Origin of the sequence: Collinsella sp. OM04-5, assembly GCF_003439125.1 — a bacterium.
Lineage (GTDB): Bacteria > Actinomycetota > Coriobacteriia > Coriobacteriales > Coriobacteriaceae > Collinsella.
The window spans coordinates 1-26,099 of sequence record NZ_QSUU01000007.1 but is presented as its reverse complement, the minus strand read 5'-3'; the positions used below and the strand labels follow the sequence as shown (position 1 = coordinate 26,099).

20 protein-coding genes are annotated in these 26,099 nt (G+C 61.1%); 15 read left to right on the top strand and 5 right to left on the bottom strand.

All coding sequences use genetic code 11. The annotated features are described in order from the left end of the window. Positions 1-510: 510 nt before the first annotated feature. The 4 genes from nadA to DXB53_RS05400 are packed head-to-tail and all read left to right on the top strand — an operon-like array spanning position 511 to position 4,377. Positions 511-1,536: a quinolinate synthase NadA gene (nadA, locus tag DXB53_RS05410; RefSeq protein ID WP_117583639.1), complete on the top strand. Its 1,026-nt coding sequence runs from the start codon at positions 511-513 to the stop codon at positions 1,534-1,536. 28 nt (positions 1,537-1,564) lie between these two features. Then, positions 1,565-2,968, top strand: coding sequence for an FAD-binding protein (locus tag DXB53_RS10025; RefSeq protein ID WP_199407991.1), 1,404 nt, complete (start codon positions 1,565-1,567; stop codon positions 2,966-2,968). Positions 2,969-2,971: 3 nt separating this feature from the next. Then, on the top strand, positions 2,972-3,832 hold the full coding sequence (nadC, locus tag DXB53_RS10020; RefSeq protein ID WP_117629675.1) for a carboxylating nicotinate-nucleotide diphosphorylase: 861 nt from the start codon (positions 2,972-2,974) through the stop codon (positions 3,830-3,832). After that, positions 3,832-4,377, top strand: a complete 546-nt coding sequence (locus DXB53_RS05400) for a transcription repressor NadR (protein ID WP_089573639.1) — start codon at positions 3,832-3,834, stop codon at positions 4,375-4,377. Before nadC ends, DXB53_RS05400 begins: the two co-directional genes overlap by 1 nt. Positions 4,378-4,581: 204 nt before the next feature. Here DXB53_RS05400 and DXB53_RS05395 read toward each other — a convergent pair whose 3' ends face one another. Beyond that, positions 4,582-4,767, bottom strand: coding sequence for a DUF362 domain-containing protein (locus tag DXB53_RS05395; RefSeq protein WP_006235216.1), 186 nt, complete (start codon positions 4,765-4,767; stop codon positions 4,582-4,584). A 658-nt stretch (positions 4,768-5,425) separates the two neighbouring features. On the opposite strand from DXB53_RS05395, the gene dnaK reads away from it, so the two are divergent. The 5 genes from dnaK (at position 5,426) to DXB53_RS05370 (ending at position 12,296) form a co-directional block, all read left to right on the top strand. Beyond that, positions 5,426-7,318, top strand: a complete 1,893-nt coding sequence (gene dnaK / locus DXB53_RS05390) for a molecular chaperone DnaK (protein WP_117564548.1) — start codon at positions 5,426-5,428, stop codon at positions 7,316-7,318. Between the two features lie 2 nt (positions 7,319-7,320). Next, positions 7,321-8,163: a nucleotide exchange factor GrpE gene (locus DXB53_RS05385; protein WP_117583638.1), complete on the top strand. Its 843-nt coding sequence runs from the start codon at positions 7,321-7,323 to the stop codon at positions 8,161-8,163. A 107-nt stretch (positions 8,164-8,270) separates the two neighbouring features. Next, the gene (locus tag DXB53_RS05380) at positions 8,271-9,236 is read left to right on the top strand and encodes a DnaJ C-terminal domain-containing protein (protein ID WP_117583637.1); all 966 of its coding nucleotides are present in this window, start codon (positions 8,271-8,273) and stop codon (positions 9,234-9,236) included. Between the two features lie 72 nt (positions 9,237-9,308). Continuing rightward, positions 9,309-9,725 (top strand): heat shock protein transcriptional repressor HspR, encoded by a 417-nt coding sequence (locus tag DXB53_RS05375; RefSeq protein WP_055250809.1) that lies wholly within the window; start codon positions 9,309-9,311, stop codon positions 9,723-9,725. A gap of 270 nt (positions 9,726-9,995) precedes the next feature. Then, positions 9,996-12,296: a hydratase gene (locus DXB53_RS05370; RefSeq protein ID WP_117583636.1), complete on the top strand. Its 2,301-nt coding sequence runs from the start codon at positions 9,996-9,998 to the stop codon at positions 12,294-12,296. 272 nt (positions 12,297-12,568) lie between these two features. Here the strand turns inward: DXB53_RS05370 and DXB53_RS05365 are convergent, their stop codons facing one another. Next, the gene (locus DXB53_RS05365) at positions 12,569-13,237 is read right to left on the bottom strand and encodes a hypothetical protein (protein ID WP_117583635.1); all 669 of its coding nucleotides are present in this window, start codon (positions 13,235-13,237) and stop codon (positions 12,569-12,571) included. A gap of 219 nt (positions 13,238-13,456) precedes the next feature. On the opposite strand from DXB53_RS05365, the gene DXB53_RS05360 reads away from it, so the two are divergent. From DXB53_RS05360 to DXB53_RS05345, 4 genes are all read left to right on the top strand, one after another. Continuing rightward, positions 13,457-14,143: a hypothetical protein gene (locus DXB53_RS05360; RefSeq protein ID WP_117797285.1), complete on the top strand. Its 687-nt coding sequence runs from the start codon at positions 13,457-13,459 to the stop codon at positions 14,141-14,143. A 286-nt stretch (positions 14,144-14,429) separates the two neighbouring features. Next, positions 14,430-17,057, top strand: a complete 2,628-nt coding sequence (gene clpB, locus DXB53_RS05355) for an ATP-dependent chaperone ClpB (protein ID WP_117583633.1) — start codon at positions 14,430-14,432, stop codon at positions 17,055-17,057. Positions 17,058-17,188: 131 nt separating this feature from the next. Further along, the gene (locus tag DXB53_RS05350) at positions 17,189-17,383 is read left to right on the top strand and encodes a hypothetical protein (RefSeq protein WP_232049598.1); all 195 of its coding nucleotides are present in this window, start codon (positions 17,189-17,191) and stop codon (positions 17,381-17,383) included. Between the two features lie 207 nt (positions 17,384-17,590). Further along, positions 17,591-18,943, top strand: a complete 1,353-nt coding sequence (locus DXB53_RS05345; RefSeq protein WP_055250796.1) for an ATP-binding protein — start codon at positions 17,591-17,593, stop codon at positions 18,941-18,943. Positions 18,944-18,987: 44 nt separating this feature from the next. Here the strand turns inward: DXB53_RS05345 and DXB53_RS05340 are convergent, their stop codons facing one another. The 3 genes from DXB53_RS05340 to DXB53_RS05330 all read right to left on the bottom strand — a co-directional run bounded on the left by DXB53_RS05340 (position 18,988) and on the right by DXB53_RS05330 (position 22,454). After that, positions 18,988-20,469 carry a hypothetical protein gene (locus DXB53_RS05340; RefSeq protein WP_147330898.1) on the bottom strand — a complete coding sequence of 494 codons (1,482 nt, stop codon included), beginning with the start codon at positions 20,467-20,469 and terminating at the stop codon, positions 18,988-18,990. 251 nt (positions 20,470-20,720) lie between these two features. Beyond that, positions 20,721-21,728: a DUF5692 family protein gene (locus tag DXB53_RS05335; RefSeq protein WP_117583631.1), complete on the bottom strand. Its 1,008-nt coding sequence runs from the start codon at positions 21,726-21,728 to the stop codon at positions 20,721-20,723. Positions 21,729-21,791: 63 nt separating this feature from the next. Continuing rightward, entirely contained in the window at positions 21,792-22,454 is a 663-nt protein-coding gene (locus DXB53_RS05330; RefSeq protein ID WP_117583630.1) for a TetR/AcrR family transcriptional regulator, read from the bottom strand. Positions 22,455-22,641: 187 nt separating this feature from the next. Here DXB53_RS05330 and DXB53_RS05325 point away from each other — a divergent pair, with 187 nt between their 5' ends. Beyond that, positions 22,642-25,419, top strand: a complete 2,778-nt coding sequence (locus DXB53_RS05325; protein ID WP_199409684.1) for an FAD-dependent oxidoreductase — start codon at positions 22,642-22,644, stop codon at positions 25,417-25,419. A 190-nt stretch (positions 25,420-25,609) separates the two neighbouring features. After that, positions 25,610-26,038 carry a hydrogenase maturation nickel metallochaperone HypA gene (locus DXB53_RS05320; RefSeq protein WP_117583629.1) on the top strand — a complete coding sequence of 143 codons (429 nt, stop codon included), beginning with the start codon at positions 25,610-25,612 and terminating at the stop codon, positions 26,036-26,038. Positions 26,039-26,099: the final 61 nt, after the last annotated feature.

Below are 26,099 nucleotides of genomic sequence, written 5' to 3'. Positions count from 1 at the left end.
CTCTCTTGCTTCTTACCCCTCGATTGTGCTCGCTCCCCCCCAGCGGGCCCGGATCGAGCGATTCGGGCCCGCTTTTGGGGCCTGCCGGAAACCCGGTGGTCAAAAAGGGCCAAATATGAGTACTGTTACCAGTTTGGTGGCAGCCAAATGGCCTCAAAAATCGGTGCCAGAGGCCAAAAGTGCATCGATTTTCGTTCTTCAGAGTCGCGATCGGGCTCCAAACAAGGCGATTTTGCTGCTCTGGACCGGAAAATCGATGCTACTAATTTGGTGACAGTACTCATATTTGGCCCTTTTTGACCACTGCCCCTTGGTCCAGGACAAAACGGGCTGCCCGAATCATGGGGCGGGTCCATTTTCGGCTGTCCTCAGCTTGCCAGTTCGAAAATGGACCTGCCGCATGATTGAATCTTTATTTCAACTTTACACCTAGGTTTACAGCTGTCTTGTCAGCTGTAAACCTAGGTGTCATACTAAAGCCCCAAGATTCGCCAAAAGAGAGGGGCCTTGATGGCACAGAGCGCGAACATGGATGCGTCGGAGCTTGCACGCGATATCGCGGCCGGCCTAGCATCGGCAACGACGGCAACGGAGCGCGCGGCACTGGTGCCCGCAGAGCTCGTCGAGGCCATTCAGCAACTTAAAACCCAACGCGACGCGGTGATCCTGGCGCACTATTACGTGGCGCCCGAGGTTCAGGCTGTGGCCGATTACGTCGGCGACAGCTTCTACCTGGCAAAGCTTGCCAAGAGCCTGCCGCAGCAGACCATCGTGCTGTGCGGCGTGGAGTTTATGGGCGAGAGCGCCAAGCTGCTCAATCCCACCAAGACCGTGCTGCTGCCCGAGCCGGGCGCGGACTGTCCCATGGCGCACATGGTCAAGCGCGAGACGGTCGATGCGGCGCGCGCCGAGTACGGCGACGACCTGGCCGTGGTCTGCTACGTCAACTCCACGGTCGAGATCAAGAGCTGGAGTGACGTGTGCGTTACCAGCTCAAACGCCGTCAAGATCGTCTCCGAGCTGCCGCAGCAGCACATCTTGTTCATTCCCGACCAGAACCTGGGCCGCTTCGTAGCCGAGCAGGTGCCCCAAAAGCACGTCATCCTCAACAACGGCTACTGCCCGCGCCATCACATCATCACCGTCGAGCAGATCGTTGACGCGACGGAGGCCCACCCCGACGCGCTCGTGCTGGCGCATCCTGAGTGCAAGGCTGACGTCCTGGCTGAGGCCGACTACATCGGCTCCACCGCCGGCATCATCAAGTATGCCGAGGAGTCCGACGCGAGCGAGTTCATTATCGTGACGGTCCGCGGTGTGCTCTACGAGCTCGAGCGCCGCTGCCAGGGCACCGGTAAGAAGTTCTACTTCCCCGCGGTGCAGCCCACCTGCGTCAACATGGATCTCATCACGCTCGAAAAGCTCGTGCGCTGCCTGGAGACGGGTGAGGGCGAGGTGCAGATCGGCGTGTCGGACGAGGCTGCCGACCAGGCCAAACTTACGCTCGACCGCATGCTCGAGTACGCAGCACGCTAGAACAATGTGGCATGAGGGACGGTTTCTTATGTCACATTCAAGGGAGAGGATTCCTGTGGAAACCAAGCAATACCCCGATATGGAGTGCGACGTCGTCATTGCCGGCTGCGGCGTAGCGGGCCTGTACGCGGCGCTCAACCTGCCGACGAGCACGCGCGTGATCATGCTCTCCAAGGGCGCGGTCGACGAGTGCGATTCGATGCTCGCGCAGGGCGGCATCTGCGTGCTGCCCGAGGGCTCGGACTACGATGCCTTCTTTGAGGACACCATGCACGCCGGCCATTACGAGAACCGCCGCGAGAGCGTCGACATCATGATCCGCTCGAGCCGCTCGGTCATCAACGACCTGCTAGCGATGGGCGTGGATTTTGAGCGCAAGGCCGATGGCGGCCTCGACTTTACCCGCGAGGGCGCGCACAGCCGTCCGCGCATTGCCTTCCATGCCGACATTACGGGCAAGGAGATTACGACCAAGCTGCTTCAGGCCGTCCGCAAGCTGGATAACGTGCAGATTCTCGAACACGTTGCCATGACCGACATCCTGACGGCAGAGCGCGATGGGGCCACGGTGTGCACTGGTGTCGTCGCTGTTGCCGTGGACGAGGACGATTCAGCTCGCCCCGCCGACGAGCTGGCAAATGCCGCTGAGGGCGTGCATGTCGGTAAGCCGTTTAAGATCCATGCCCGCCATACGCTGTGGGCGACGGGCGGCATCGGTGGCGTATACGACCATTCGACCAACTACCCGCAGCTCACGGGCGACGCCTGCTACATCGCGCAGGAGCACGGCATTAAGATGGAGCACCTGGACTACGTGCAGATCCATCCCACGGGCCTGTTCTCGCCGCAGCCAGGCCGTACGTTCCTGATCAGCGAGAGCTGCCGCGGTGAGGGCGCGATTCTGCTCAATGCCGCCGGCGAGCGTTTTACCGACGAGTTGCAGCCGCGCGACGTTGTCGCTGCCGCCATCCGCGAGCAGATGAAGCAGGACGGCACCGAGCACGAGTGGCTGAGCTTTGCCCCCGTCGAGCGCGACGTGGTGACTGGGCACTTTGCCAACATTCGCGCGCGCTGCCTTGAGGACGGTCGCGACATCTTGGACGAGCCCATCCCCGTTACGCCCACGCAGCACTACTTTATGGGCGGCGTATGGGTCGATAAGGACGGCCGCACTTCGATGCCCGAGCTCTACGCTGCGGGCGAGACGGCTTGCAACGGCGTTCACGGCAAGAATCGCCTTGCATCAAATAGTCTGCTCGAGGCGCTGGTCTGGGGTCGTCGCGCCGCGTGGTACATGCGCACCGGCGAGTCGCTGGCCGTGGAGCAGGCGGGCGAGCCCGCGCTCGATGGACGCCATCGCGCCCTGAGTTCCGATACCCTTGCAATCGATGATTTGGCCCGTGCCGCCGGCACGCAGGCCGCAGAGGAGTAGACCATGAATCCCATTACCATGAAGCTCGTCGTCGATGATCTGATTTTACAGGCTCTGCGCGAGGACATTACGTTTGAGGACGTGAGCACGGCGAGCGTGTGCCCCACGGCGCGTCCCGCCACGGTGGAGCTTATCGCCAAGGCCGACGGCATCATCGCCGGCTTGGATGTGTTTGCCCGTACCTTTGAGCTGCTGGATTCGCAGAGCTCGGTGCTGCTCGACGTTGCCGATGGCGAGGAGGTGCACGCCGGCGACCATGTGGGTCAGGTGCGGGGCGATGCGCGCGTGCTGCTTTCGGGTGAGCGCGTGGCGCTCAACTACCTGCAGCGCATGAGCGGCATCGCTACCTACACGCACAGCATGGCCGCGGCGCTCGAGGGAACCAAGACCGTGCTCGTCGACACGCGCAAGACCACGCCGGGCATGCGCGTCTTCGAGAAGGCCGCGGTCGAGATCGGCGGCGGCAGCAACCACCGTTACAACCTGTCGACGGCCGTCATGCTCAAGGACAACCACATCGACGCCGCCGGCGGCGTGATGCGTGCGATCGAGATGGCGCGCGCCCATGCATCGTTTACCACGACGGTCGAGATCGAGTGCGAGAACCTGGACATGGTGCGCGAGGCCGTGGAAGCCGGCGCCGACATCATCATGTTCGACAACATGACCCACGACGACATGGCTGCCGCGATTGAGCTTATCGATGGCCGCGCCAAGACCGAGTGCTCGGGCAACGTGGACGCCAGCAACATTCGCGCCCTGGCCGATCTGGGTGTCGACTATATTAGCTCGGGCGCCCTGACGCACTCTGCGCCGATCCTCGACCTCTCGCTTAAGCACCTGCGTCTGCTGGACGGTAAATAATGAACGCCCGCGAGCGTCGCCGTGCCATCATGGGCGTGCTCGAAGGAGCCAAGGAGCCCGTTTCGGGCAGCGCACTTGCCCGCGAGGTTGGCGTGAGCCGTCAGGTCGTGGTTCAGGATATTGCCCTGTTGCGTGCCGATGGGCACGATATCGTGGCGACCAACCGCGGCTACGTGCTGCAGGAAGCCGCGAGTAGCCCCGCCGTGCCCACGCGTCTTGTTAAGGTGCGCCACGGCGTGGAGCAGGCGGGCGACGAGCTTACGAGTATCGTCGACGCGGGTGGCGCCGTGCTCAACGTGATCGTCAACCATCGTGTGTACGGCAAGATCACGGCCGACCTGGACATCCGCAATCGTCGCGATGTTGAGCGCTACCTGCACGATATCGAGAGCGGCAAGAGCTTTCCACTACTAACGGTGACGAGCGGCTACCACTTCCATCGCATCGCGGCGGAGGACGAGCAGACCCTCGACGAGATCGAGGCCATACTCAAGGAGAAGGGCTACCTTGCCGATTTAATGCCCTACGAGGATGATTTGTCCTAACCCGATACTGTCTATATAAGTTGCGGTGAAATAGTTCCTACAATCGGCACCTAAGCAATGAGCCAGGAACTATTCCACCGCAACTGCCAAGGTAGCCCCGTCCCCAATTAGCTGCCTGTACAAACAAAAGGAGGCCTCCGCGGCGATGCGGAAGCCTCCTTTTTTGTGCACGGTGTACTTTTGAGTGTGCAAGTGGGGGAGTTGTTACTCCTCGACGATCTCGGTGATCGCGCCAGCGGGGCAAGCGTCCTGGCAAGCGCCACAGGCGACGCAGGAGTCCTCGTCGGCGACGGTAGCGACGTCCTGGAGCTCCAGAACGCCAGCGGGGCAGGAGTCGACGCAAACGCCACAAGCGATGCACTCGTCGGCATCAATTACGGGATGAGCCATGGTAGTTTCCTCTCTGTTGACCGACGCTACAGGCGATGCGCGCCGGTTTGATTCGGGCAAAAACATACCACGGGAGCGACCGTTTGCAATACCCTCTGGCCGGCATCTTCATACCGTTCGCCGAGTATGCCAAGGTTTACTAAAAAACGCGCAGGTGGGGCCGTTGAGCTGCGCAAATGTTAGCTATAGGTGACTTGTAATATTGACCTATTGAGCGCGCCTGCGGAAAGGGCATCCCGTTATTTGGCCGAAAACCGGGTCGCAGTTTCCGGTTGGGCCCGCTAGCGGAAACTGCGACCCGGTATCAGCTCTCAAAACGGGATACGGTTTCCGGTTGAGCCTTCAGACGGAAACTGCGACCCGGAATCTACGCTCAAACCGGGATGCGCTTGCCGCAAGACGGCCCCCAGGCACCCCCGGACGCAAACCTCAGCCATCTCTACATAGATCTCAATAGATTTGCCGAGAACTCATTCAGCGCATCTACCTGCGCATTTAAGAACCTAAACTCTCAACAATAAGAAATCTTATATGAATTGACTTAGATTTTGTATATTCCGGCCCATAAGGGGATACACTACATCCTGAAAGACAAGCCGAAGCGCCGCGCGACAGATCGTCGAGGCGGCGCGAACGCAAAAGAGAGAGGGAATTTCTAATGAGTAAGATTCTTGGTATCGACCTTGGTACTACTAACTCCGCAATGGCCGTCCTCGAGGGCGGTTCTCCGACCATTATCGTGAACGCCGAGGGCGACCGCACCACCCCGTCTGTCGTGGGCTTCCGTGCTGACGGCGACCGCGTCGTGGGTAAGGCCGCTAAGAACCAGGCGGTCACCAACCCCAAGAACACCGTGTTCTCCATCAAGCGCTTCATGGGCCGCAAGTACTCCGAGTGCACCTCCGAGATCAAGACCGTGCCGTATGAGGTCAAGGAGGGCCAGGGTGGCCGTGCCGTCGTCGATATCGAGGGCAAGGATTATACCGCCGAGCAGGTGAGCGCCATGACGCTCGCAAAGATGAAGGCCGACGCCGAGAAGTATCTGGGCGAGACCGTCACCGACGCCGTCATCACTGTCCCGGCCTACTTCAACGACGCCCAGCGTCAGGCCACCAAGGACGCCGGTAAGATCGCCGGCCTCAACGTCAAGCGTATCGTCAACGAGCCGACCGCTGCTGCTCTGGCCTATGGCCTGGACAAGCAGGGCACCGACCAGCGCATTCTGGTCTTCGACCTGGGCGGCGGCACCTTCGACGTCTCCATCCTCGACCTCGCTGACGGCGTGTTTGAGGTTCTGTCCACCTCGGGCGACAACCACCTGGGCGGCGACGACTGGGATCAGCGCGTCATCGACTGGATGGCCGATAAGTTCCAGCAGGAGAACGGTGTCGACCTGCGTCAGGACCCCATGGCCCTGCAGCGTCTGAAGGAGGCCGCCGAGAACGCCAAGAAGGAGCTCTCCGCAGCCCAGCAGTCCACCATCAACCTGCCGTTCATCACCATGAACCAGTCTGGCCCGCTGCACCTCAACTACACGCTGACCCGCGCCGAGTTCGAGAAGATCACCCGCGACCTGCTCGAGCGCTGCAAGCAGCCTGTCACCAACGCCCTGCGCGACGCCAAGCTTAAGCTCTCCGATCTGACCGAGGTCATCCTCGTCGGCGGCTCCACCCGTATGCCCGCCGTCCAGGATCTGGTCAAGACCATGACCGGCAAGCAGCCCAACATGTCCGTGAACCCCGACGAGGTCGTTGCCGACGGCGCTGCCGTCCAGGGCGGCGTGCTCACCGGCGACGTCGAGGGCATCCTGCTGCTCGACGTTACCCCGCTGTCGCTGGGCGTCGAGACCATGGGCGGCATCATGACCAAGATGATCGACCGCAACACCACGATCCCGACCTCCAAGACCGAGGTCTACTCTACCGCTGCCGACAACCAGACCAGCGTCGAGATCAACGTGCTCCAGGGCGAGCGCGAGCTTGCCCGCGATAACAAGTCGCTCGGTAAGTTCCAGCTGACCGGTATCCCGGCTGCCCGCCGCGGTGTGCCGCAGATCGAGGTCACCTTCGACATCGACGCCAACGGCATCGTCAAGGTCTCTGCTAAGGACAAGGGCACCGGCAAGGAGCAGCAGATCACCATTTCCGGCTCCACCGCGCTTTCCGACGACGAAGTCGATCGCATGGTCAAGGACGCCGAGGCTCATGCCGAGGAGGACAAGAAGCAGAAGGAAGAGGTCGAGGTCCGCAACCAGACCGACAGCCTGTGCTACTCCACCGAGCAGACCCTCAACGAGCTGGGCGACAAGGTTTCCGCCGATGTGAAGTCCAAGGCCGAGGCCGCTATCGCCGACGCCAAGAAGGCGCTCGAGGGCTCTGACGTCGAGGCCATCAAGGCCGCTGGCGAATCCCTGCAGTCCGTAGCCTACGAGCTGGCTCAGGTTGTCTACGCCGACGCTCAGCAGCAGACCGACGGCGCCGCCGGTGCCCAGCCTGCCGACGATGACGTTGTCGACGCCGACTACGAGGTTGTGGACGACGAGGACAAGTAATCATGTCCGCCCGTAAAGCTCGCACGGAGGCGGCCGCCGCTGGCGCCGCCCCCGTTGACTCTGAGGAGAAGGACGTGAAGATTCCCGTAGAGGCCGTCGACGATACCGAGGCCAACGAGGCCGAGGCCGCCGAGGCTGCCGAGAACCAGGTAGAGGATTCCAACAAGGAGGCGACGATGACCGAGGACGAGATGGTGGAAGCCGCTATCCGCGCCGGTGAGGAAGCCGCCGACAACGACTTTAAGCTCAAGTTCGAGCAGGCCCAGAAGGAGCTTGCCGACGTACGCAGCGAGCTCGATGCTGCGGCAGAGGCTCAGAAGGCCGCCGAGGACAAGGCAAAGGACGCCACCGAGCGTACCGCCCGTCTGCAGGCCGACTGGGAGAACTTCCGTCGCCGCACCGCCAGCGAGCGTATCGCCGAGCGCGAGCGCGCGACCGAGAAGCTTGTCACCGCGCTGTTGCCGGTGGTTGACGATATCGAGCGTGCAATCGACCATGCCCGTAGCCAGGAGCTTTCCGACGACTTTAAGCAGTTCGTCGATGGCGTTGATGCGGTGCATGCCAAGCTGCTCGATGTGTTTGCGCACGAGGGCGTTGAGCCCATCGACCCCAAGGGCGAGGCGTTCGATCCGCTCGAGCACCAGGCCGTGGGGCGTGTCGAGGACGCATCGCAGTACGACGAGACCGTCAACGACGTGTACCAGAAGGGCTACCGCATGGCGGACCGCATCCTGCGCTCCGCGATGGTGACGGTGACCTACGGTGGCGAGAAGCGCCCCGCACCGGAGCCCGAAGCGGCGCCCGAGGATGCTGCGGCCGATACGGCTGAGAGCACCGAGGAGTAATTGAGAAGGGCCCCGGGGCAACACCCGGGGCCCTTTCTGGCCTAGTGCCATATGACAGTATGAGCCGCCGCCCGTTGAGCGGTGGATGAAACAGGAGAGGAGCTACGATGGCTGCAGGCAAGACCTTCTATGACATCCTGGGCGTATCCAAGAGCGCCTCCGACAAAGAGATCAAGAGCGCGTTTCGCAAGCTCGCGCAAAAATACCACCCCGATGCCGGCGGCGACGAGGCCAAGTTCAAGGAGATTAGCGAGGCTTACGAGACGCTTTCGGACGAGAAGAAGCGCAAAGAGTACGACCAGATGCTCATGTTCGGCGGCATGCCGGGCGCGGGCGGCGCGTATGGCGGCGGCTACGGTGCCGGCGCGGGCGCCAGCGGCTGGGGCGATATCTTCGACAGCATCTTTAGCGGCAACGGCGCTTGGGGCAGCGATTGGGGCTCGGGCTTTGCCGGGGCTGCGGGTAATGCCGGTGCCGGTGCGGGTCGCAGCCGTGCTCGCAAGGGCGGCGACCTGTCGCTGACTGTCGACGTGACGGCCGAGGACGCGTTTCGCGGCGTGACGCACAAGGTCACCTATCGCATTCCCTCGACGGGCGAGCAGCAAACCATTACGGTCTCGGTTCCCGCAGGTGCGGTCGACGGCGGCAAACTACGCTACAAGCGTCGCGGCGAGTATGGCGTTGCGGGTGGCGAGCGCGGCGACCTGGTCGTGACCACGCATGTGGAGGAGCACCCGCTGTTTAAGCGCAAGGGTGCCGATGTGACCATGGAGGTACCGATCTCGGTTTACGAGGCGGCGCTCGGCTGCACGGTGGATGTGCCCACACCCGGCGGCGCGACGGTTCGTCTGAAGGTGCCGGCGGGCACCCAGACGGGCAAGAAGTTCCGCTTTAAGGAGATGGGCGCGCCCGATGTTAAGCACCGTGGCCGCACGGGCGCGCTGCTCGTCGAGATCAAGGTGCAGGTTCCCACGAACCTGTCCGACGATGAACGCGATGCCATGACCAAGCTGCGCGAGGCCGACACGCGCGACTATCGCGAGAAGGTCAATCGTTACAAGGCGACGTACTAGGGCGGTCGCGGCGCACGCCCACGCCCGCGGGCTTATGATGGACGATAACGAGACGGAAAGGGGTCAGGTAGCATGGCCGAGGACAATAGGAACAAACCGCTGTACATGATCAGCGTGGCGGCCGAGCTGACCGGCATGCACCCGCAGACTCTGCGCGTCTACGAGTCCAAGGGCTTGGTGAACCCCCAGCGCTCGGGCGGCAACACGCGTCTGTATTCGCGTGCCGATATCGAGCGCCTGGAGCTCATCAACCAGCTGACTGACGAGGGCATCAACCTTGCCGGCGTGGTGCGCATCCTCGATATGAAGGAGCGTGCCGAGGAGCGCGAGCGCGAGAACGAAAAGCTCCGCGCCCGCGTGCGCCAGCTCGAGGACGAGCTGCACGAGTATAAGATGCAGAAGAAGATCACCGCCCTGGCCCCGCGCGACGGCTCGGTCAACCCCGAGCAAGTCATGCGCAAACTGCTGGGCACGGGCGGCGACCTGTAGGCACTCATTGGGGACAGACTTAAATGAGTACCTGCAGAATGAGAGTGGATAATCTCCCGTTTTTTGCCTGTTTGCAGGCTCAAAGTGGGAGATTATCCACTCTCGTCATTTGAGCGTCTAAGTCTGCCTCCCCAGGACCTAACTCGTCCTCTGCTTTACTGAGATAAAGTGAACGCAGAGATTCGTAACCCACTCGCAACCGTTCTATGGCACGATATTGAACGAATGTATGCTATGCGCCCAAATCTTTTGGGCAGAGTGGGAGACAGTATGGTCAAGCTGTACGAGGACGGCATCTACCTGCGCGGCGGCAGCGAGGTTGTGCCTGCGGCCGAGGCTGCCGAGCGCGGTATTACGCAGACACCCGAGGATGCCAAGCGCGGCACCATCGCGTATTCGATCCTCCAGGCACACAATACGTCGGGCGACCCCGAGGCACTCAAGATTCGCTTCGATGCCATGGCGAGCCACGACATCACCTTTGTCGGCATCATCCAGACGGCGCGCGCTTCGGGCATGGAGCAGTTCCCGCTGCCTTACGTGCTCACCAACTGCCATAACTCGCTGTGCGCCGTGGGCGGCACCATCAATGAGGACGACCACGTCTTTGGCCTTTCCGCAGCCAAGAAGTACGGCGGCATCTTCGTTCCGCCGCACATCGCCGTCATCCACTCCTTTATGCGCGAGAACTTTGCCGGTTGCGGCAAGATGATCCTGGGTTCCGACTCGCACACCCGCTATGGTGCCCTGGGTACCATAGCCGTGGGCGAGGGCGGCGGCGAGTTGGCAAAGCAGCTGCTGCGCGACACCTACGATGTCGCCTATCCCGGCGTCGTGGCCATCTACCTCACGGGCGCCCCGCGCCCCGGCGTCGGCCCGCACGACGTGGCGCTCGCCATCATTCGCGCCGTCTTTGCCAAGGGCTACGTCAAGAACAATGTCATGGAGTTTGTGGGCCCGGGCATCGCGAGCATGACGACCGACTACCGCAACGGCGTTGACGTCATGACCACCGAGACCACCTGCCTGTCGAGCATCTGGGCCACCGACGAGGACACGCACGCGTTTTTGACCATGCACGGCCGCGGCGACGACTATCGCGAGCTCAAGCCCGCCGATGTCGCCTACTACGACGGTTGCGTCGAGGTCGACCTGTCGAGCATCAAGCCCATGATCGCACTGCCGTTCCATCCTTCCAACGGCTTTGAGATCGACGAGCTCAACGAGAACCTCGAGGACATCCTGCACGAGGTGGAGCTCGAGGCCGCCAAGATCGGCGAGGGCAAGACGCACTTTAGCCTGCTCGACAAGATCGTCGACGGCAAGCTGCACGTGCAGCAGGGCGTTATCGCCGGCTGCTCGGGCGGCAACTATGACTCCGTGGTCCAGGCTGCCCGCGTGCTCAAGGGCGCCAATACCGGCTGCGGCGAGTTCTCGCTGTCGGTCTATCCCACGAGCCAGCCCGTGGCGCTCGAACTTACACGCCGCGGCTACATCTACGACCTCATGGAGGCCGGCGCAATCGTGCGCACGGCATTCTGCGGCCCGTGCTTCGGCGCCGGCGACACGCCCGCCAACAACGGCCTTTCGATCCGTCACACCACGCGCAACTTCCCCAACCGCGAGGGTTCCAAGCCGGGTAATGGCCAGCTGAGCGCCGTGGCCCTGATGGACGCCCGCTCCATTGCGGCAACGGCTGCCAACGGCGGCGTCCTGACGCCGGCGACCGACCTGCCCGAGGACACTTGGGACGAGGCCTGCGAGTACACCTTTGACGACGCGCCGTACAAGAAGCGCGTGTACTGGGGCTTTGGCAAGGCGGAGCCTGCCGACGAGCTGGTCGAAGGCCCCAACATCAAGCCGTGGCCCGCGATGGAGCCGCTCGGCGACGACATCCTGCTCAAGGTTTGCTCCAAGATCATGGACCCGGTCACCACGACCGACGAGCTCATTCCCTCGGGCGAGACGAGCTCCTTCCGCTCCAACCCGCTGGGCCTGGCTGAGTTTACGCTGAGCCGCCGCGACCCGGCCTACGTGGGTCGCTCCAAGGAGGTCGACGCTGTGGAGAAGCGTCGCGTTGCCGGCGAGTCCGCGGGCGACCTGGCGGCGTTCGATGCCGAGCTTGCCGGTGTGTTTGAGGCGCTGGCCGGCGCGGGTGTCGCGGCCGATGCCAAGGCGACCGAGTTCGGTTCCATGATTTACGCCAAGAAGCCTGGCGACGGCAGCGCCCGCGAGCAGGCCGCGAGCTGCCAGCGCGTAATTGGCGGCCTGGCCAACATCGTCCACGAGTACGCCACCAAGCGCTATCGCTCCAACGTGATGAACTGGGGCATGGTGCCCTTCCAGATGGAGGCCGAGCCCAACTTTGAGGTGGGCGATTACGTCTTTGTGCCGGGTATCCGTGCCGCGCTCGATGGCGACCTGAAGGACATCGCCGCCTACGTGGTGCGCGCCGATGGTGCGGTCGAGCAGATTGAGCTCTACATTGCCGATATGACGGCAGAGGAGCGTGCCATCGTCAAGGCCGGCTGCCTGATCAACTACAACAAGTTCAAGGCCGCTGCCGAGTAGCGCACTTAATTGTCCGCCCGGGGCTTACCCTTTCCCGCCCGCTCACGCGCTTCGCGAGGGCCGCGTTCGGGAAAGGGTAAGCCCCGGGCTACATTTCTGCGTTCTCGTTGGGTCTTGAGGGACGCTAATAAATAGACTTGCTTGATGCCGCCTCTGTTATCGGGGCGGCTTCTTTTTGTTGAAAACCACCACAAAGGGGGCAGGCACCTTTGTGGTGGTGGGGACGAGCTCGATGCTGTTGTGATCGTTGAGCGGCATGTTAATGGGCGGCTCTACAGAATTTCATCTGGGCTGGCGGGTTTGGTTGTTTTGGGGATGCCGAGTTTGGATGACGCGAAATCGTCAACATTGTCCTTAATTCCGTCTTTGGTGTAGACAGTGACCATATAGGTGCTGTGTCCGAATTCGCCCTTGTCGCGTGTTGCCCAGGCATCCCAGTAGGCGGCCCCGTTTCGCCCTTTGATTTTTCCGACACGGCGGAGTTCTGTTCGCTTTAATTTCTGGTTGCTATAGATGGTTCGACCGGCCTCCTCGGTGAGCCCGCACTGTCCAAGCATCTTGTCGAGGACTTGGTTCATGTGGCGCTCATCGGTGTTTGGTGCGTAGTCGTAGGCGAGGGTGATGAAGTCGAGTGGCTGGTCGTCGATTAGATAGTTTAGCGTCTGAGGTCCAAGGCAGAAATAGGGGGAGCATCCGTCGATCTGACCGAGCAGTGGCAACTTTGACTGCCAACTTCCGGTGGGAATTCCATCTTCGTAAAACACGCCGCGACAGATAAAGGAGAGCGAGGTGGCACGCGAGCCGGCGTCGACCATTCCGCATAAATCGAAGGGCGAGGTGATACCAAGGGAAAAGGGCGTGATGACGATAAGGAAGAGCATCACGATGGGTATGGCGAGAATGGCGATGACGTTGCGACCGGTGGAATGAGGCGGCTTCATATGCGCTCCTCGAGACAAAGATCTGTTGAGGATAGGCAGAAATGGATATGTTCAGAGAGCAATTCAAGTTTAATCTCATTGCGCGAGATGGTCGACCGTTAGCGTCGAAAACCACCACAAAGGTGCCTGTCCCCTTTGTGGTGGTGAGGAGCGCGCGGCTTCTTTTGGTAATAGTGTTAGCTGGCGGTATCATTAGTGCAGGTGGCGAAGGTTTGCATTGTGGGGTGTTTTGCCGTGAGCCGTTCTGCCCGTATTGGATTGATTGTCTTGGCGCTTGCGATCGCTGTGGTTGGCGCGGGCGCTGTCGGTATGGCATTTCTACCTGCTGCGGTGACGGAGCCGGTGGTCAAGCCTGTGACTCAATCTGTCGAACTTCTGACCGGCGACGACAAGCCCGAGACCATTACCGTTGATTTTGATGAGCAGCCGGCTGTGCTGGGTATTAGCAATTATCCGCGTATTCAGCTTGGGGCCATGCGCTATACCACGGATACAAGCCTGATCGATAGGGCGTCCGAGCTACTCAAGGGCAAAACATTTAAGCGTTGGTACGGATATGCGTCCTATCGGGCAAAAGCGAACGACATGGTTGGCGGATGCCACTCGTCCATCGAGCTGGACACTGCAAACGGCGCAAAGTTATGTGATGTCTCGTACGATCCGGGCTACGAGGGCAATGAGGGTCCGGGCATCTACATCATGGACGGCGATGTCGCCTATGTCATGGAGGGCGACCAGACCGAGCTCAACGATTTTATGGGTCAGTGTATCCAAGATGCCTATAAACAGACCTGCTTGCCTGACCCGCAGACTGCACGCGATAGTGGGTCTGCCCGTACATGGCTGTTCGAGGATGAGATGCCCTGGACCGTCGAATCGGGAAGTACGGGTTCGGCGAAGGAGTAGAGACCGCGACCACCACAAAGGTGCCTGTCCTCTTTGTGGTGGTTTTCGGTCTGTCTCGATCTGTAACATCTAGGATCAAAAATGGCTGCTAGATGTTACAGATCGAGACGGTAGCGCGCCTGGGCAGCGGCGGGCTGACATCTCAGTACCCTATCCGTAATTCACTCAGAAAATCTTATATATAGAGACTTAGATTTGTGTATAAGATCGCGTAAAGCTGGCAACAATACTTCTCGAACAACGTGAAGCCGCCCCGTAGGGCGGCCGCCCCAAGAGAGGTGATTCCATGAGAATCGATAAGCTAGCAATGACGTCGCGCGAGGCGCTGCAGACCGCCATGAGCACGGCTGCCGATGCACAGGCCGGCGCGGTGGAGCCGATCCACCTGCTGTCTGCCCTGCTCGGTGCCGGCGAGCGCAATATCTCCGTGATCATCGAGCGCATCGGTGCCGACCCGGCTCAGCTCGCACGCTCCACACAAGATGCCATCGACCATGCGCCCAAGGTGTCGGGCGAGGGTCAGCAGATGGGCCTGTCCAACGAGCTCGTTCGCGTGATCGAGAAGGCCGAGAAAAAGGCCACCAAGATGGGCGACAGCTTTGTGGTGACCGAGCATCTGCTGATGGCACTTGCCGAGGACAAGGGTGAGGCGGGTCGCGTGCTGCGTGACGCCGGCGTGACCAAGGAGCGCATCGAGCAAGTCTACGAGGAACTGCGCGGCGATGACCGCGTGACGTCTGCCGAGGACAAGACGCAGTTTGAGGCGTTGGAGCAGTACGGTCGCAACATCTGCGATCTGGCTCGCGCCGGCAAGCTCGACCCGGTCATCGGCCGTACCGACGAGATCCGTCGTACTATTCAGGTTCTGTCCCGCCGCACCAAGAACAACCCCGTGCTTATCGGCGAGCCGGGCGTCGGCAAGACGGCCATCGTCGAGGGCATTGCTCAGCGAATCGTGGCCGGCGACGTACCGAGCACCCTGCGCGACCGCGACCTCATCGAGCTCGACATGAGCGCGCTGGTCGCCGGCGCCAAGTACCGCGGCGAGTTCGAGGACCGCTTGAAGGCCGTGCTCAAGGAAGTGCAAAAATCCGAAGGCAAGGTCATCCTGTTCATCGATGAGCTCCATACCATCGTGGGCGCGGGTGCCACCGAGGGCTCCATGGACGCCGGCAACATCCTCAAACCGGCGCTCGCTCGTGGCGACCTGCACGCGATCGGCGCGACCACGCTCGACGAGTACCGCAAGTACATCGAGAAGGACGCGGCGCTCGCCCGTCGTTTCCAGACCGTGATGGTCAGCGAGCCTACCGTCGAGGACACCATTTCGATCCTGCGTGGCCTGAAGGAGAAGTACGAGATCTTCCACGGCGTACACATCACCGATAGCGCGCTCGTGGCTGCCGCCGACCTCTCCGACCGCTACATCGCCGACCGCTTCCTGCCCGACAAGGCTATCGACCTGGTCGATGAGGCCGCGAGCCGCCTGCGCATGGAACTCGACAGCATGCCGGTCGAGATCGACGCCACCACGCGTCAGCTCACCCAGCTGCAGATCGAGGAACAGGCGCTCATGAAAGAGACCGACGACGCCTCTAAGGAGCGTTTGGAGGCTCTGCGCCAAGAGATTGCCGAAGTCCAGGAAAAGCTCAACGTGCAAAAGGCCGGCTGGCTCAACCAAAAGAACGCCATCGACCACGTGCAGGAGCTTAAGGGCCAGCTTGACGCGGCCAAGAGCGAAGAGGAGCGCGCGACGCGCAACGGCGATCTGGGCCGTGCGTCCGAGCTTCGCTATTCTGTGATCCCGGGTCTGCAGCAGCAGATTCAGGATTCCGAGGCTGCGCTCGAGGCGCAAAAGCAGCAGGACGGCGAGGGCCTCAACGAACAGGTGACCTCCGACGAGATCGCCGAGGTCGTGAGCGCCTGGACCGGTGTGCCCGTGTCCAAGATGATGCAGGGCGAGCTCGACAAGTTGAAGGGCTTGGAGGGCGAGCTGCATAAGCGCGTTATCGGTCAGGACGAGGCCGTCTCCGCTGTAGCCGCGGCCGTGCGTCGCAGCCGTGCGGGTCTCTCCGACCCAGACAAGCCCATCGGCAGCTTCTTCTTCCTGGGCCCCACCGGCGTAGGCAAGACCGAGCTCGCCAAGGCGCTGGCCGAGTGCCTGTTCGATGACGAGCGCGCGCTCGTGCGTATCGACATGTCCGAGTATATGGAGAAGTTCAGCGTCCAGCGTCTGATCGGTGCGCCCCCGGGATACGTGGGCTATGACGAGGGCGGCCAGCTCACCGAGGCCGTGCGCCGTCGTCCCTACTCCGTGATCTTGCTCGACGAGATGGAGAAGGCTCATCCGGATGTCTTTAACGTGCTGCTGCAGGTGCTCGACGACGGCCGTTTGACCGACGGTCAGGGTCGCCAAGTGTCCTTCAAGAACACGATTATCATCATGACGTCCAACGTGGGCTCCAAGGCTATCGCCGATCTGTCCGGCAAGGACGAGGAGGAGATGCGCCATCAGGTTGACGGGGCCATGGCTCAAACCTTCCGCCCCGAGTTCCTCAACCGTATCGACGATATCGTGGTGTTCCATCCGCTCGGCATGGCGCAGATCGAGAAGATCGTCGACATCCAGCTCGCCGACGTCCGCGCGCGTCTGGCCAAGGAGCGCATGACGCTGGCCATCACCCCGGCGGCCAAGCAGATGCTCGCCGTGGGCGGCCTGGACCCGGTCTTTGGTGCCCGTCCGCTCAAGCGTCTCGTGCAGCGCGAGGTCGTGGATGCCATTGCCGCCGCTATCATCGACGGTACGGTGCGCGAGGGCGATCAGGTGACGGTCGATGTCGACAAGGACGGCGGCTTTACCGTCGTGTGCGACAACACGCCGGCGGCCACCTACGAAGTCCCCGACGCCGAGTAGATTTTGGGCCGGCTTTAAAACCGCCCCTCATCGCAAAACGCCAAGGGCGGCGGATCCAATCGGGTCCGCCGCCCTTTTTCGTGCGACAATCGATGGTGTTGAACGTGAGTACATGGCAAGGAGCTATGCAGATGACAGACAAGAACAAGACGAACACGCCGGCGACCGATGCCGCACCCGCCGCACCTAAGCCTGCGCCTAAACCGGCGCCCAAGCCGCGCGACCCCTATATCCGTGCCGAGAACGAGGATGACGACGGCTACGATCCTTATAGCGATCGTCGCCCCGAGCGCGAGCCCCTCTTCGAAGCCGACCCCTGGCGTTAAGTAGCTCATTTGGGACGGGGCTTTTTTAGCTACTTTGTTTTCGGCTAGAGGCGTTCATGCCTGCCCCCTCGGCCGCTCGATATCCTCCGGGAGGGGCCACTAATAGAAAACTTGCTTATCCATTAATCAAGATACGCATAATCTTGCTCTCCTGCTAATCAAGAATCGTTATAATCTTGATTAGCAGGAGAGCAAGATTGGAGAATTATGGCATTCAACGACTTGGTGGCTCAAAAAATAAAGGACTTTGAGCAACAGGGGATTCCGCAGGTCTTTGAGCGCGACCTTGATCTGGGCAACCCGCAGGAGCCAAAGCGCGACAACATCGTATATGTGATTGTGGGCGCCCGTCGTTGTGGAAAGACGTATCGCCTGTATCAGGAGATACGGCGGCTTCAGGGCCAAGGCGTCGAGCTTGACCGGATGCTATATTTCAATTTTGAGGATGAGCGCTTGCGTCCGTATGAGCCATCGCTACTAGCGGACGTGCTCGATACATTCTATGCACTATATCCTGCTGCTCGAGGCGAGGGCGCCTACCTTTTCTTTGACGAGATCCAGGAAATACCCGAATGGGGTGCGTTTCTGCGACGCGTGGTCGATACGGAGAAGGCGACCGTTTACGTGACGGGATCTTCTTCTAAGATGCTGTCCTCAGAACTTAAGAGCGAGTTCAGGGGCCGTTCTCTTGTGCGAGAGCTTTTTCCGTTGAGTTTTTCGGAATACGTCCGATATAAGACGGGGAGCGTTCCTGAGTCGAACGCACCCTTCTCCTCGAGCGATGCAGCGTTGCTCCGACACCATCTGGTCGGATATCTCGAGCGAGGGGGATTCATCGCGACACTTGAGCAGACGCCCGCAGACGCGATTCAGCTGCTACAGGAATATGCGTCGCGAACGGTCGCCATGGACGTCGTTGAACGTTACGACGTCAAGAACCCCCGTTTGGCCTCGCTGTTTCTGGCGCGGTGCATGGCATCTTCGGGACGAGAGCTATCAGTGAACAAAGTGTACAACGAGTTCAAGAGCAGACAGATATCCGTCAGTCGAAATACGCTCAGCGACTTACTTGAGTATTACGAGGACGCCTACCTGCTGTTTTCGGTGCCGGAGTTCACGCGTTCGCTTGCAAATAATACGCGGTCTGCGTCTAAGGTCTACGCCGTCGATCCTGCGATGTTCGGAGCGTTCTCCCCCGCATCGGCATTGGATCATGGTCAGAGGCTCGAGACCGCGGTGTTCAATGCGCTCAGAAGAAGGACCCCCGCCGTGCGGCCCGGTTCGGTTTGCCGCCTGCTGATTAAAGATAAGAATAAAAGCCATGAGGTGGACTTTGTGGCTGGGGATGCACTGCTCATGCAGGCTTACGGCCTGATTCAGGTAAGTGTGGATATGACAAGCGAGAAAACGCGCGAGCGCGAAATTGCCGCGCTCGATGCCGCGATGGCCCAGTTTGATCTTGGCGAGTCGGTAATCGTTACCATGGATGAGCAGGCCGATATTCCATGCAAACACGGCGTGGTACATGCTGTGCCCGCATGGAAGTGGCTCCTTTCCTAATCGTCTATGGATTTGCGAGGCTAGGACTCAGGTGTCATGGTCCGCTAGTCCTGGGCCTTGATGCTCGGCAGGAGAATCTGGGCGAGGTAGTCGGTCTCGAGTTTGGTCGCGGCGTCTGCCTTGCCGTCTTTGCCGACCAGTACGTTCTTGATCTGGCTATAGGTGTAGCGGTTACCGGTCGTGAACTCGACAAGCTCAATGGCCGTGTCCATGGGGTAGGTTGACACGGGATTCTGCGTCCGTCCGTTGATGGTCTGGGGCACCACGTACGGATAGACGGGGCCGCTGGCGTAGACGGTATAACCGTTGCCTAGATTGGCCGCACCCAAAACCGTATCGCCCTCATCGGGCGTAAAGCTCTCGCCCTCGCGCACCGCGACGAGCGTCACAATCGGCGTATCGCTGTCGCCGGCAAGATAGATGCATAGCGTGCTGCCATTTTGCCAAGTCTCGACCTTGCCGTACCACTCGACGGGGATATCGAGCTGGTAGAGGTCGGTTGCCTTGTGGCGAGCGTCAGCATCGCGGGCTGCCTGTGCCTTTTGCGCGCTCACGGCATTGACGGCGGCGTCGCGCCGCGCGGTTGCCGCCTGCTGGAGCACCTTGGCGGTGGCGGCGGAGCTCGCGCCTCCCTCCTCGGCATATTTGGCGGCGGCATCGATCTGGTCGTCGGTTACCGTGTCGGCCGAAGGCACCTTGAGCTTAAAGGCGGCCTGGCTGCTTAGGTCCTGTCCGTCGCTCTTGATCGTGACCTGCGCCTTGGTGGTCGGCACGGTATAGACGGTGCCGTCGGACGCGATGGGGGAGGCAGCGATGGAGAGCGTGTAGTCACCGGGTAGCAGTTTGATGCCACGGCCGTGCTCGTCAACATAGAGTGTTTCGCTCACGGAGGATCCGTCAGAATCCTGGCCACTCACTTGTACGGGAATCTTGGAGCCGGCGGAACAGTCGAGGCCCGCGGCATGCACGCCAATCTGCACCGACATCATCGTGTGGGCATTGGCGGCGACAGCGGCAGCCTGCTCTTGCTGATATCCGTTCCAGGCAGCATAGCCTGCACCGCCGGCGACGAGCGCGACGGCCACGACACCGGCGACCATCAGATTGCGGCGCTTGGGCGACATCTTGCGATGGCGGACCTCGGCTTCGTGTGCCGAGGGAACGGACGGCAGGGGAATATCGCCCATGGCGATGGTCTCATCCACGGCTGGTGCGGAACCCAGGCCAGGAAGCTCGCGAGTCAGCGAATCTTCGGCCGGTAAGCTGTCGAGCAAGACGGTTTCCTCGCCCGTGTCGGATTCGGGCTGGTCGTCGGCCTCGCTTTCGGTGTCTTCGTGATCTGCCTCATCTTCGGCAGGCTCAACATCGTCTGCATCCTGATCATCGGGCTGCGCCTCGATTTCCGGCTCATCCTGCACATCAACGCTCGAATCGTCAAACGCAATCTCATCGAGTGAAATTCGGTCTAAGCTCTCCAAGGCCTCAGCGCAAGCTTCTGCATCTTGGGCCGCATCCTCTTGACCCATCGTCTCATCTTTCATATATCCCCCAAGCTCAATATCGGGACAACACTGTACCCAAAAACGGGACCCCATAGAGCCGCCGTATGATTTGAAATCCGATTTTATATATGCGCATGTTTTTGAATAGATGAATAAGACGCAACGACAAAAGCCCCCGGAAAGCGAGTGAAACGCTTTCCGGGGGCTCTGCGAGACATTGGATTGAAAATCCTGGCGGGCGGGCCTATGCCCAAGCGCCAACAGCGACCAACATGTTACTCGGCGTGCGCGTAATCAACCTTGGCGCGGCGAGCGGTAGCCTTCTCCCAATCGCTGGTGCCCTCAAAGACGTCCTGCTTGTAGGGATTGCGGCCGAGCTTCTTGGCACGGTAGACGATGTAGATGATCGCGGCGATGTTGGCGACCAGTGCGGCGATCGAGACCGCGGTAGCGGCGCCGGGGTCGAGCGTGGAGTGGGTCACAAAGATGGACTCCTCCTGGAAGTACGGGAATACCTGGGCAAACATGCACCAAATAGCCAGCGTAAAGGCACGGTTCTGGATCCAGCCGCCCTTGTTCCAGATAAAGGCGGCGACGGTGGGCGCCAGCAGCAGTGCAAAGCCGCAGAACCAGGAGTGGGTGGGCAAGCAGTTGTAGGTGTAGCAGAAGTTCCAGATATCGTAGGCGATGATGTAGACCCAGGTCATGTCGGGCCACAGCATGTCGGTCTTGTCCTCAGAGGCGTAGACACTCCACCAACCGGTCATGCAGAAGATGTTGATGATACCGGCGATGCCGTTGAACACGTTGTTCCAGCCGGCGAGCTGCGTGGCGCCCTCGGAGGTGACCCAGGTGGACTCGCCCAGGACAAAGAAGTGATAGGCGCTCTCAAAGTCGGACACGACGGCGATCATGATGTTGATGGCGACGATCACAAACGGCCACGCGCGGAACCAATGCGCCTTGCCGATCTTGCCCCACTGGTACTTAATGGCAATGAAGCCCCAGCAACCGGCCAGCGCCGCGTATACCTTGGCGTAGTGGAACCAGCTGTTCTGGTACACATGGGTGGGGTTGGTGAGCGCCCACTCGGCACCCTGTGAGACGCCGATGGCGATAGCGACGCAGTAGATGGTCATGGCCAGCGGAGCCACGCCAAAGATGATGGCCGCGCCCAGCTTGGTGCGGCGGCCGACCTCGTTGAGCACGATCAGGCCAATAAAGACCATGGCCCAGCCGGCCCAGTGGATAAGGGTATTGCTACCCCAAACATCGAACAGCATGCTGCTCTCCTTTCACAAGCCCGCGGCCCCTCTTCTGATCGCGGGCAGTTTGGCCAAATGTCGTCAGTTCTGGGGCTTGCGCTCCTGATACTTGGCGGTATAGCCCTCGATATGGAGCGTCGAGGCGATGATTTCCTTGACTGTCTCGTCGGGCACATCGGGGTGCGTGCGGATATACATCAGCAGCCCCATGATGAGGGTGTAGAACGTCTCGTAGACATGGTCGATGCGTAGCTCGTGATGGGCGACAAAATCCACCACGGTGGTATCGCAGATATACTGCGCCACGCGCTGGACCACGTTGTGCAAAAAGCCGCCGTAGAGCGCGCCGCTGCTCGAGGTGAGCGTGCTCGGCAACTCGTGGCCGCTCACGACCAGGCGCTTAAAGAGCGGAGCAACGGTGTCGAGTGCGCCTTCGATGTCGCCAACCGTGCGGCTGGCGTTCCACTGCTCGAGCTCGGCGATAAAGCCGTCGATTGCCTCGTCCATAACGGCGGTGACGGCGGCATCCATATCGGCAAAGTAGTGGTAGAACAGCGAACGCGTGCAGCCAGCCCGCTTGGTCACGGCCGATACCGAAAGATGGGACACACCAAGCTCGGCGCTCACGGCGCGCACAGCGGCGAGGATCTCGCGACGGCGCTCGTCGCCCGTCAGGCGTTTTGCCGCGCTATCGGATGCGGGGACGGCATCGACCACAGAGATATCTGCTGCGTTGTTGCCCATGTTTTGCCGCCTTTCATCCTCTTTTGCCTGACCGTTCGCCTAACAGTCTTGAATATTGTTGACGGTTCGTCAATACTGTTTTTGACACAATGTCAACAATAGCGGGTGAACGGCATGGGGGCATGTCGAACCCGTACAAAGAGGGGCGCCGCGGTCTCGCCGGGCTGTGGCAAGAGAAGGGACGACTATGATTCTCAACGGACCGGGGATTAGCTATACCGAGCCCGATATCGGCGCGGAGTTCGTGCCGCCGATACCGGAGCATCCGCGCGAGGCCATCGTCAAACTGTGTGAGCACTGCACCAACCGCCTGCTGCACCGCGACGAGCTGCTGGGCTACGAGTACTGGTCGTTTGCCGAGGCCGCAACCGACGAGCAGGCCGAAGTGCTCTGCAAGATGAAGATGCGCCGTCCCTATACGCTGCCCGAGATGGTCAAGCTCACCGGCATGCCCGAGGCCGATATCGAAAAAATGCTCGACGACATGAGCTACACGGGTCTGCTCGAGTACAACTGGGAAAACCCCGAGCGCGCCAAGCAGTGGGTGCTGCCCATGCTGGTGCCGGGTTCCGCCGAGTTCCTCAACATGCGCGTGAGCCAGCTCGAGGAGCATCCGGTCTATGCCAAGTTCTTTGAGCAGGCGTCCAAGGGACCGCTGTCCAAGGCCACGCCGATGGTGCCGCCCGGCGGTGCCGGCATCGGCATGCATGTCATTCCGGTCGAGAAGGCCATCGATGCCGCGAGCACCTCGGTGCCGATCGAGCATATCGAGCATTGGCTCGACAAATACGAAGGTAAGTATGCCGCTAGCACCTGCAGCTGCCGCGCGAGCCGTCGCGTGATGGGAGAGGGCTGCGCCGACGACCCGGCCGATTGGTGCATCGCCGTGGGCGATATGGCCGACTACGTGGTCGAGACCGACCGCGGCCATTATGTGACGCGCGAGGAGGTCTACGACATCCTGCGCCAGGCCGAGGACAACGGCTTTGTGCACCAGATCACCAACATCGACGGTGAGAACAAAATCTTCGCCATCTGCAACTGCAACGTCAACGTGTGCTACGCCCTGCGCACTTCGCAGCTGTTCAACACGCCCAACCTGTCGCGCTCGGCCTACGTCGCCAAGGTCGAGAAGGACAAGTGCGTGGCCTGCGGTCGCTGCGTTGAGGTGTGTCCGGCCGGCGCCGCCAAACTGGGCCAGAAGCTCTGTAGCAAAAAGGCTGGCGGACAGGTGCCCGAGTATCCGCGCCAGGAGCTGCCCGATGCCACCAAGTGGGACCACACCAAGTGGTCGCCCAACTACCGCAACGACAACCGTATCGAGACGCATGAGTCCGGCACCGCTCCCTGCAAGACGGCCTGCCCCGCGCACGTTGCCGTTCAGGGCTATTTGAAGCTCGCGGCGCAGGGCCGCTATGACGAGGCGTTGGCGCTCATCAAGCGCGAGAACCCGTTGCCCGCTATCTGCGGCCGTGTGTGCAACCGCCGCTGTGAGGATGCCTGCACCCGCGGTCGCGTGGACGAGGCCGTGGCCATCGACGAGGTCAAGAAGTTTATCGCCCAGCGCGATCTGGATGCCGCGACTCGCTATGTCCCACCTGTGGTGACCCCGACGCGTGCCGGCGGCTTCGACCAGAAGATCGCCATCATCGGCGCCGGTCCGGCCGGTCTGTCCTGCGCCTTCTATCTGGCCGAGAAGGGCTACAAGCCCGTCGTGTTCGAGAAAAACGAGCGCCCGGGCGGCATGCTCACCTACGGCATTCCCAGCTTTAAGCTGCAGAAGGACGTTATCGAGGCCGAGGTCGAGGTCATTCGCCTGATGGGCGCCGAGTTCCGCTATGGCGTGGAGGTCGGTCGCGATGTGACGCTCGACGAGCTTCGCGCGCAGGGCTTTAAAGCCTTTTACGTGGCCATTGGCTGCCAGGGTGGCCGCCTTGCCGGTATTCCGGGCGAGGATGCCGAGGACGTGACCGTGGCCGTCGACTTTTTGCGCGAGGTCAACAGCGGCAAGATCGACGCGCTGCCCGGGCGCACCATCGTGGTGGGCGGCGGCAACGTGGCCATCGATGTCGCGCGCAACGCCTGCCGTCTGGGTTCCGAGCACGTTGAGATGTTCTGCCTGGAGAGCGAGGTCAAGATGCCTGCCAGCGAGGAGGAGCGTCGCGAGGCCATTGAGGACGGCGCGCACATTAGCTGCGGCTGGGGCCCCAAGGAGATTCACCTGGACGAGGCCGGTCGTGTGTGCGGTATCACCTTTAAGCGCTGCACGCGTGTCTTTGACGACGAGGGCCGTTTTGCGCCCGAGTATGACGAGAACGACTTGCGCCGTGTCGATGCCGACCGTGTCGTCATGTCGATTGGCCAGTCCATTGTGTGGGGCGACCTGCTGGCTGGCTCCAAGGTGGAGCTCGGCCGCAGCCAGGGTGCCCTTGCCGATCCGCAGACGTACCAGACCGCCGAGCCCGACATCTTTGTGGGCGGCGACGTCTACACCGGTCCCAGCTTTGCTATCGACGCCATCGCCGCCGGTCACGAGGCCGCCGTGTCCATCCATCGCTTTGTGCAGCCGGGCTCCACGCTCACCATCGGCCGCAACCAGCGCCGCTACACCGCGCTTGACCGCGACGATGTTGTGATTGAGAGCTATGACAACGCAAGCCGCGAGGTGGCACGTGTCGACCGCGAGCGCGAGAAGGCTGCGCCCTTTAGCGAGTACGTCGAGACCTTTACCGAGGAGCAGGTGCGCGCCGAGACCGCTCGCTGCTTGGGCTGCGGTGCCTCGATCGTCGACCCCAACAAGTGCATCGGCTGCGGCCTGTGCACCACCAAGTGCGCGTTTGACGCCATCCATCTGGATCGCGACCGCCCCGAGTGCTCCACGATGGTCAAATACGAGCAAAAGCTCCCCAGCCTCGGCAAGTACGCTTTGAAGCGTGCGATCAAAATCAAATTTGGGAAGAAATAAAAAACGCAACAAACAAGAGAACGGCGTAGAGAACGGTTGGACAGCGAGCGAGTCCCAGGCGTGGCGAGGTGCCTTGAAAGAGGAGGGCATAGGGCTTTTGCCCATGCCCGACGATTGAAAGGCAGATCGTCCGTCTGGGGCTCGCGCAGCGTCAAGTCGACCGCCGTTCGTTAGAACGGCGGAAGAAAAAGTGCATGAATTAGGAATCGTCTATCACATCATTCGCGATGTCGAGAATGTGGCGCGCGCCAATGGCGTGAGTCGCGTTTCGAGCGTGACGCTGCTCCTGGGCGAGGTCTCGGGCGTCGTTCCCGATCTGCTGCTTGATGCTTGGCGCTGGGCGGCAGATAAAAAGCCTATCACGCAGGGCGCGGAGCTTATTGTGGAGCCTGTCGAGGCCGTGACGCATTGCGAGGCGTGCGGCTGCGACTACGCGACGGTCGAGCACGGCAAGACCTGCCCCCATTGCGGTAGCGGCGAGACCTATCTGCTGCAGGGCCAGGAGGTCATGATCAAGCAGATCGAGACCCCCGACGAGGACCCGACAGACGCTGCCCCCGACGGCCTATCCGATGCCCCCGATGCCGTCGACGCCGCCAACCCCCTCCACATCGCCTAACTTAGTCGTTGGGTGTTCCTATAGTTTTGTCAACCGTCGGGGCTACTCCCGGTAGGGCACC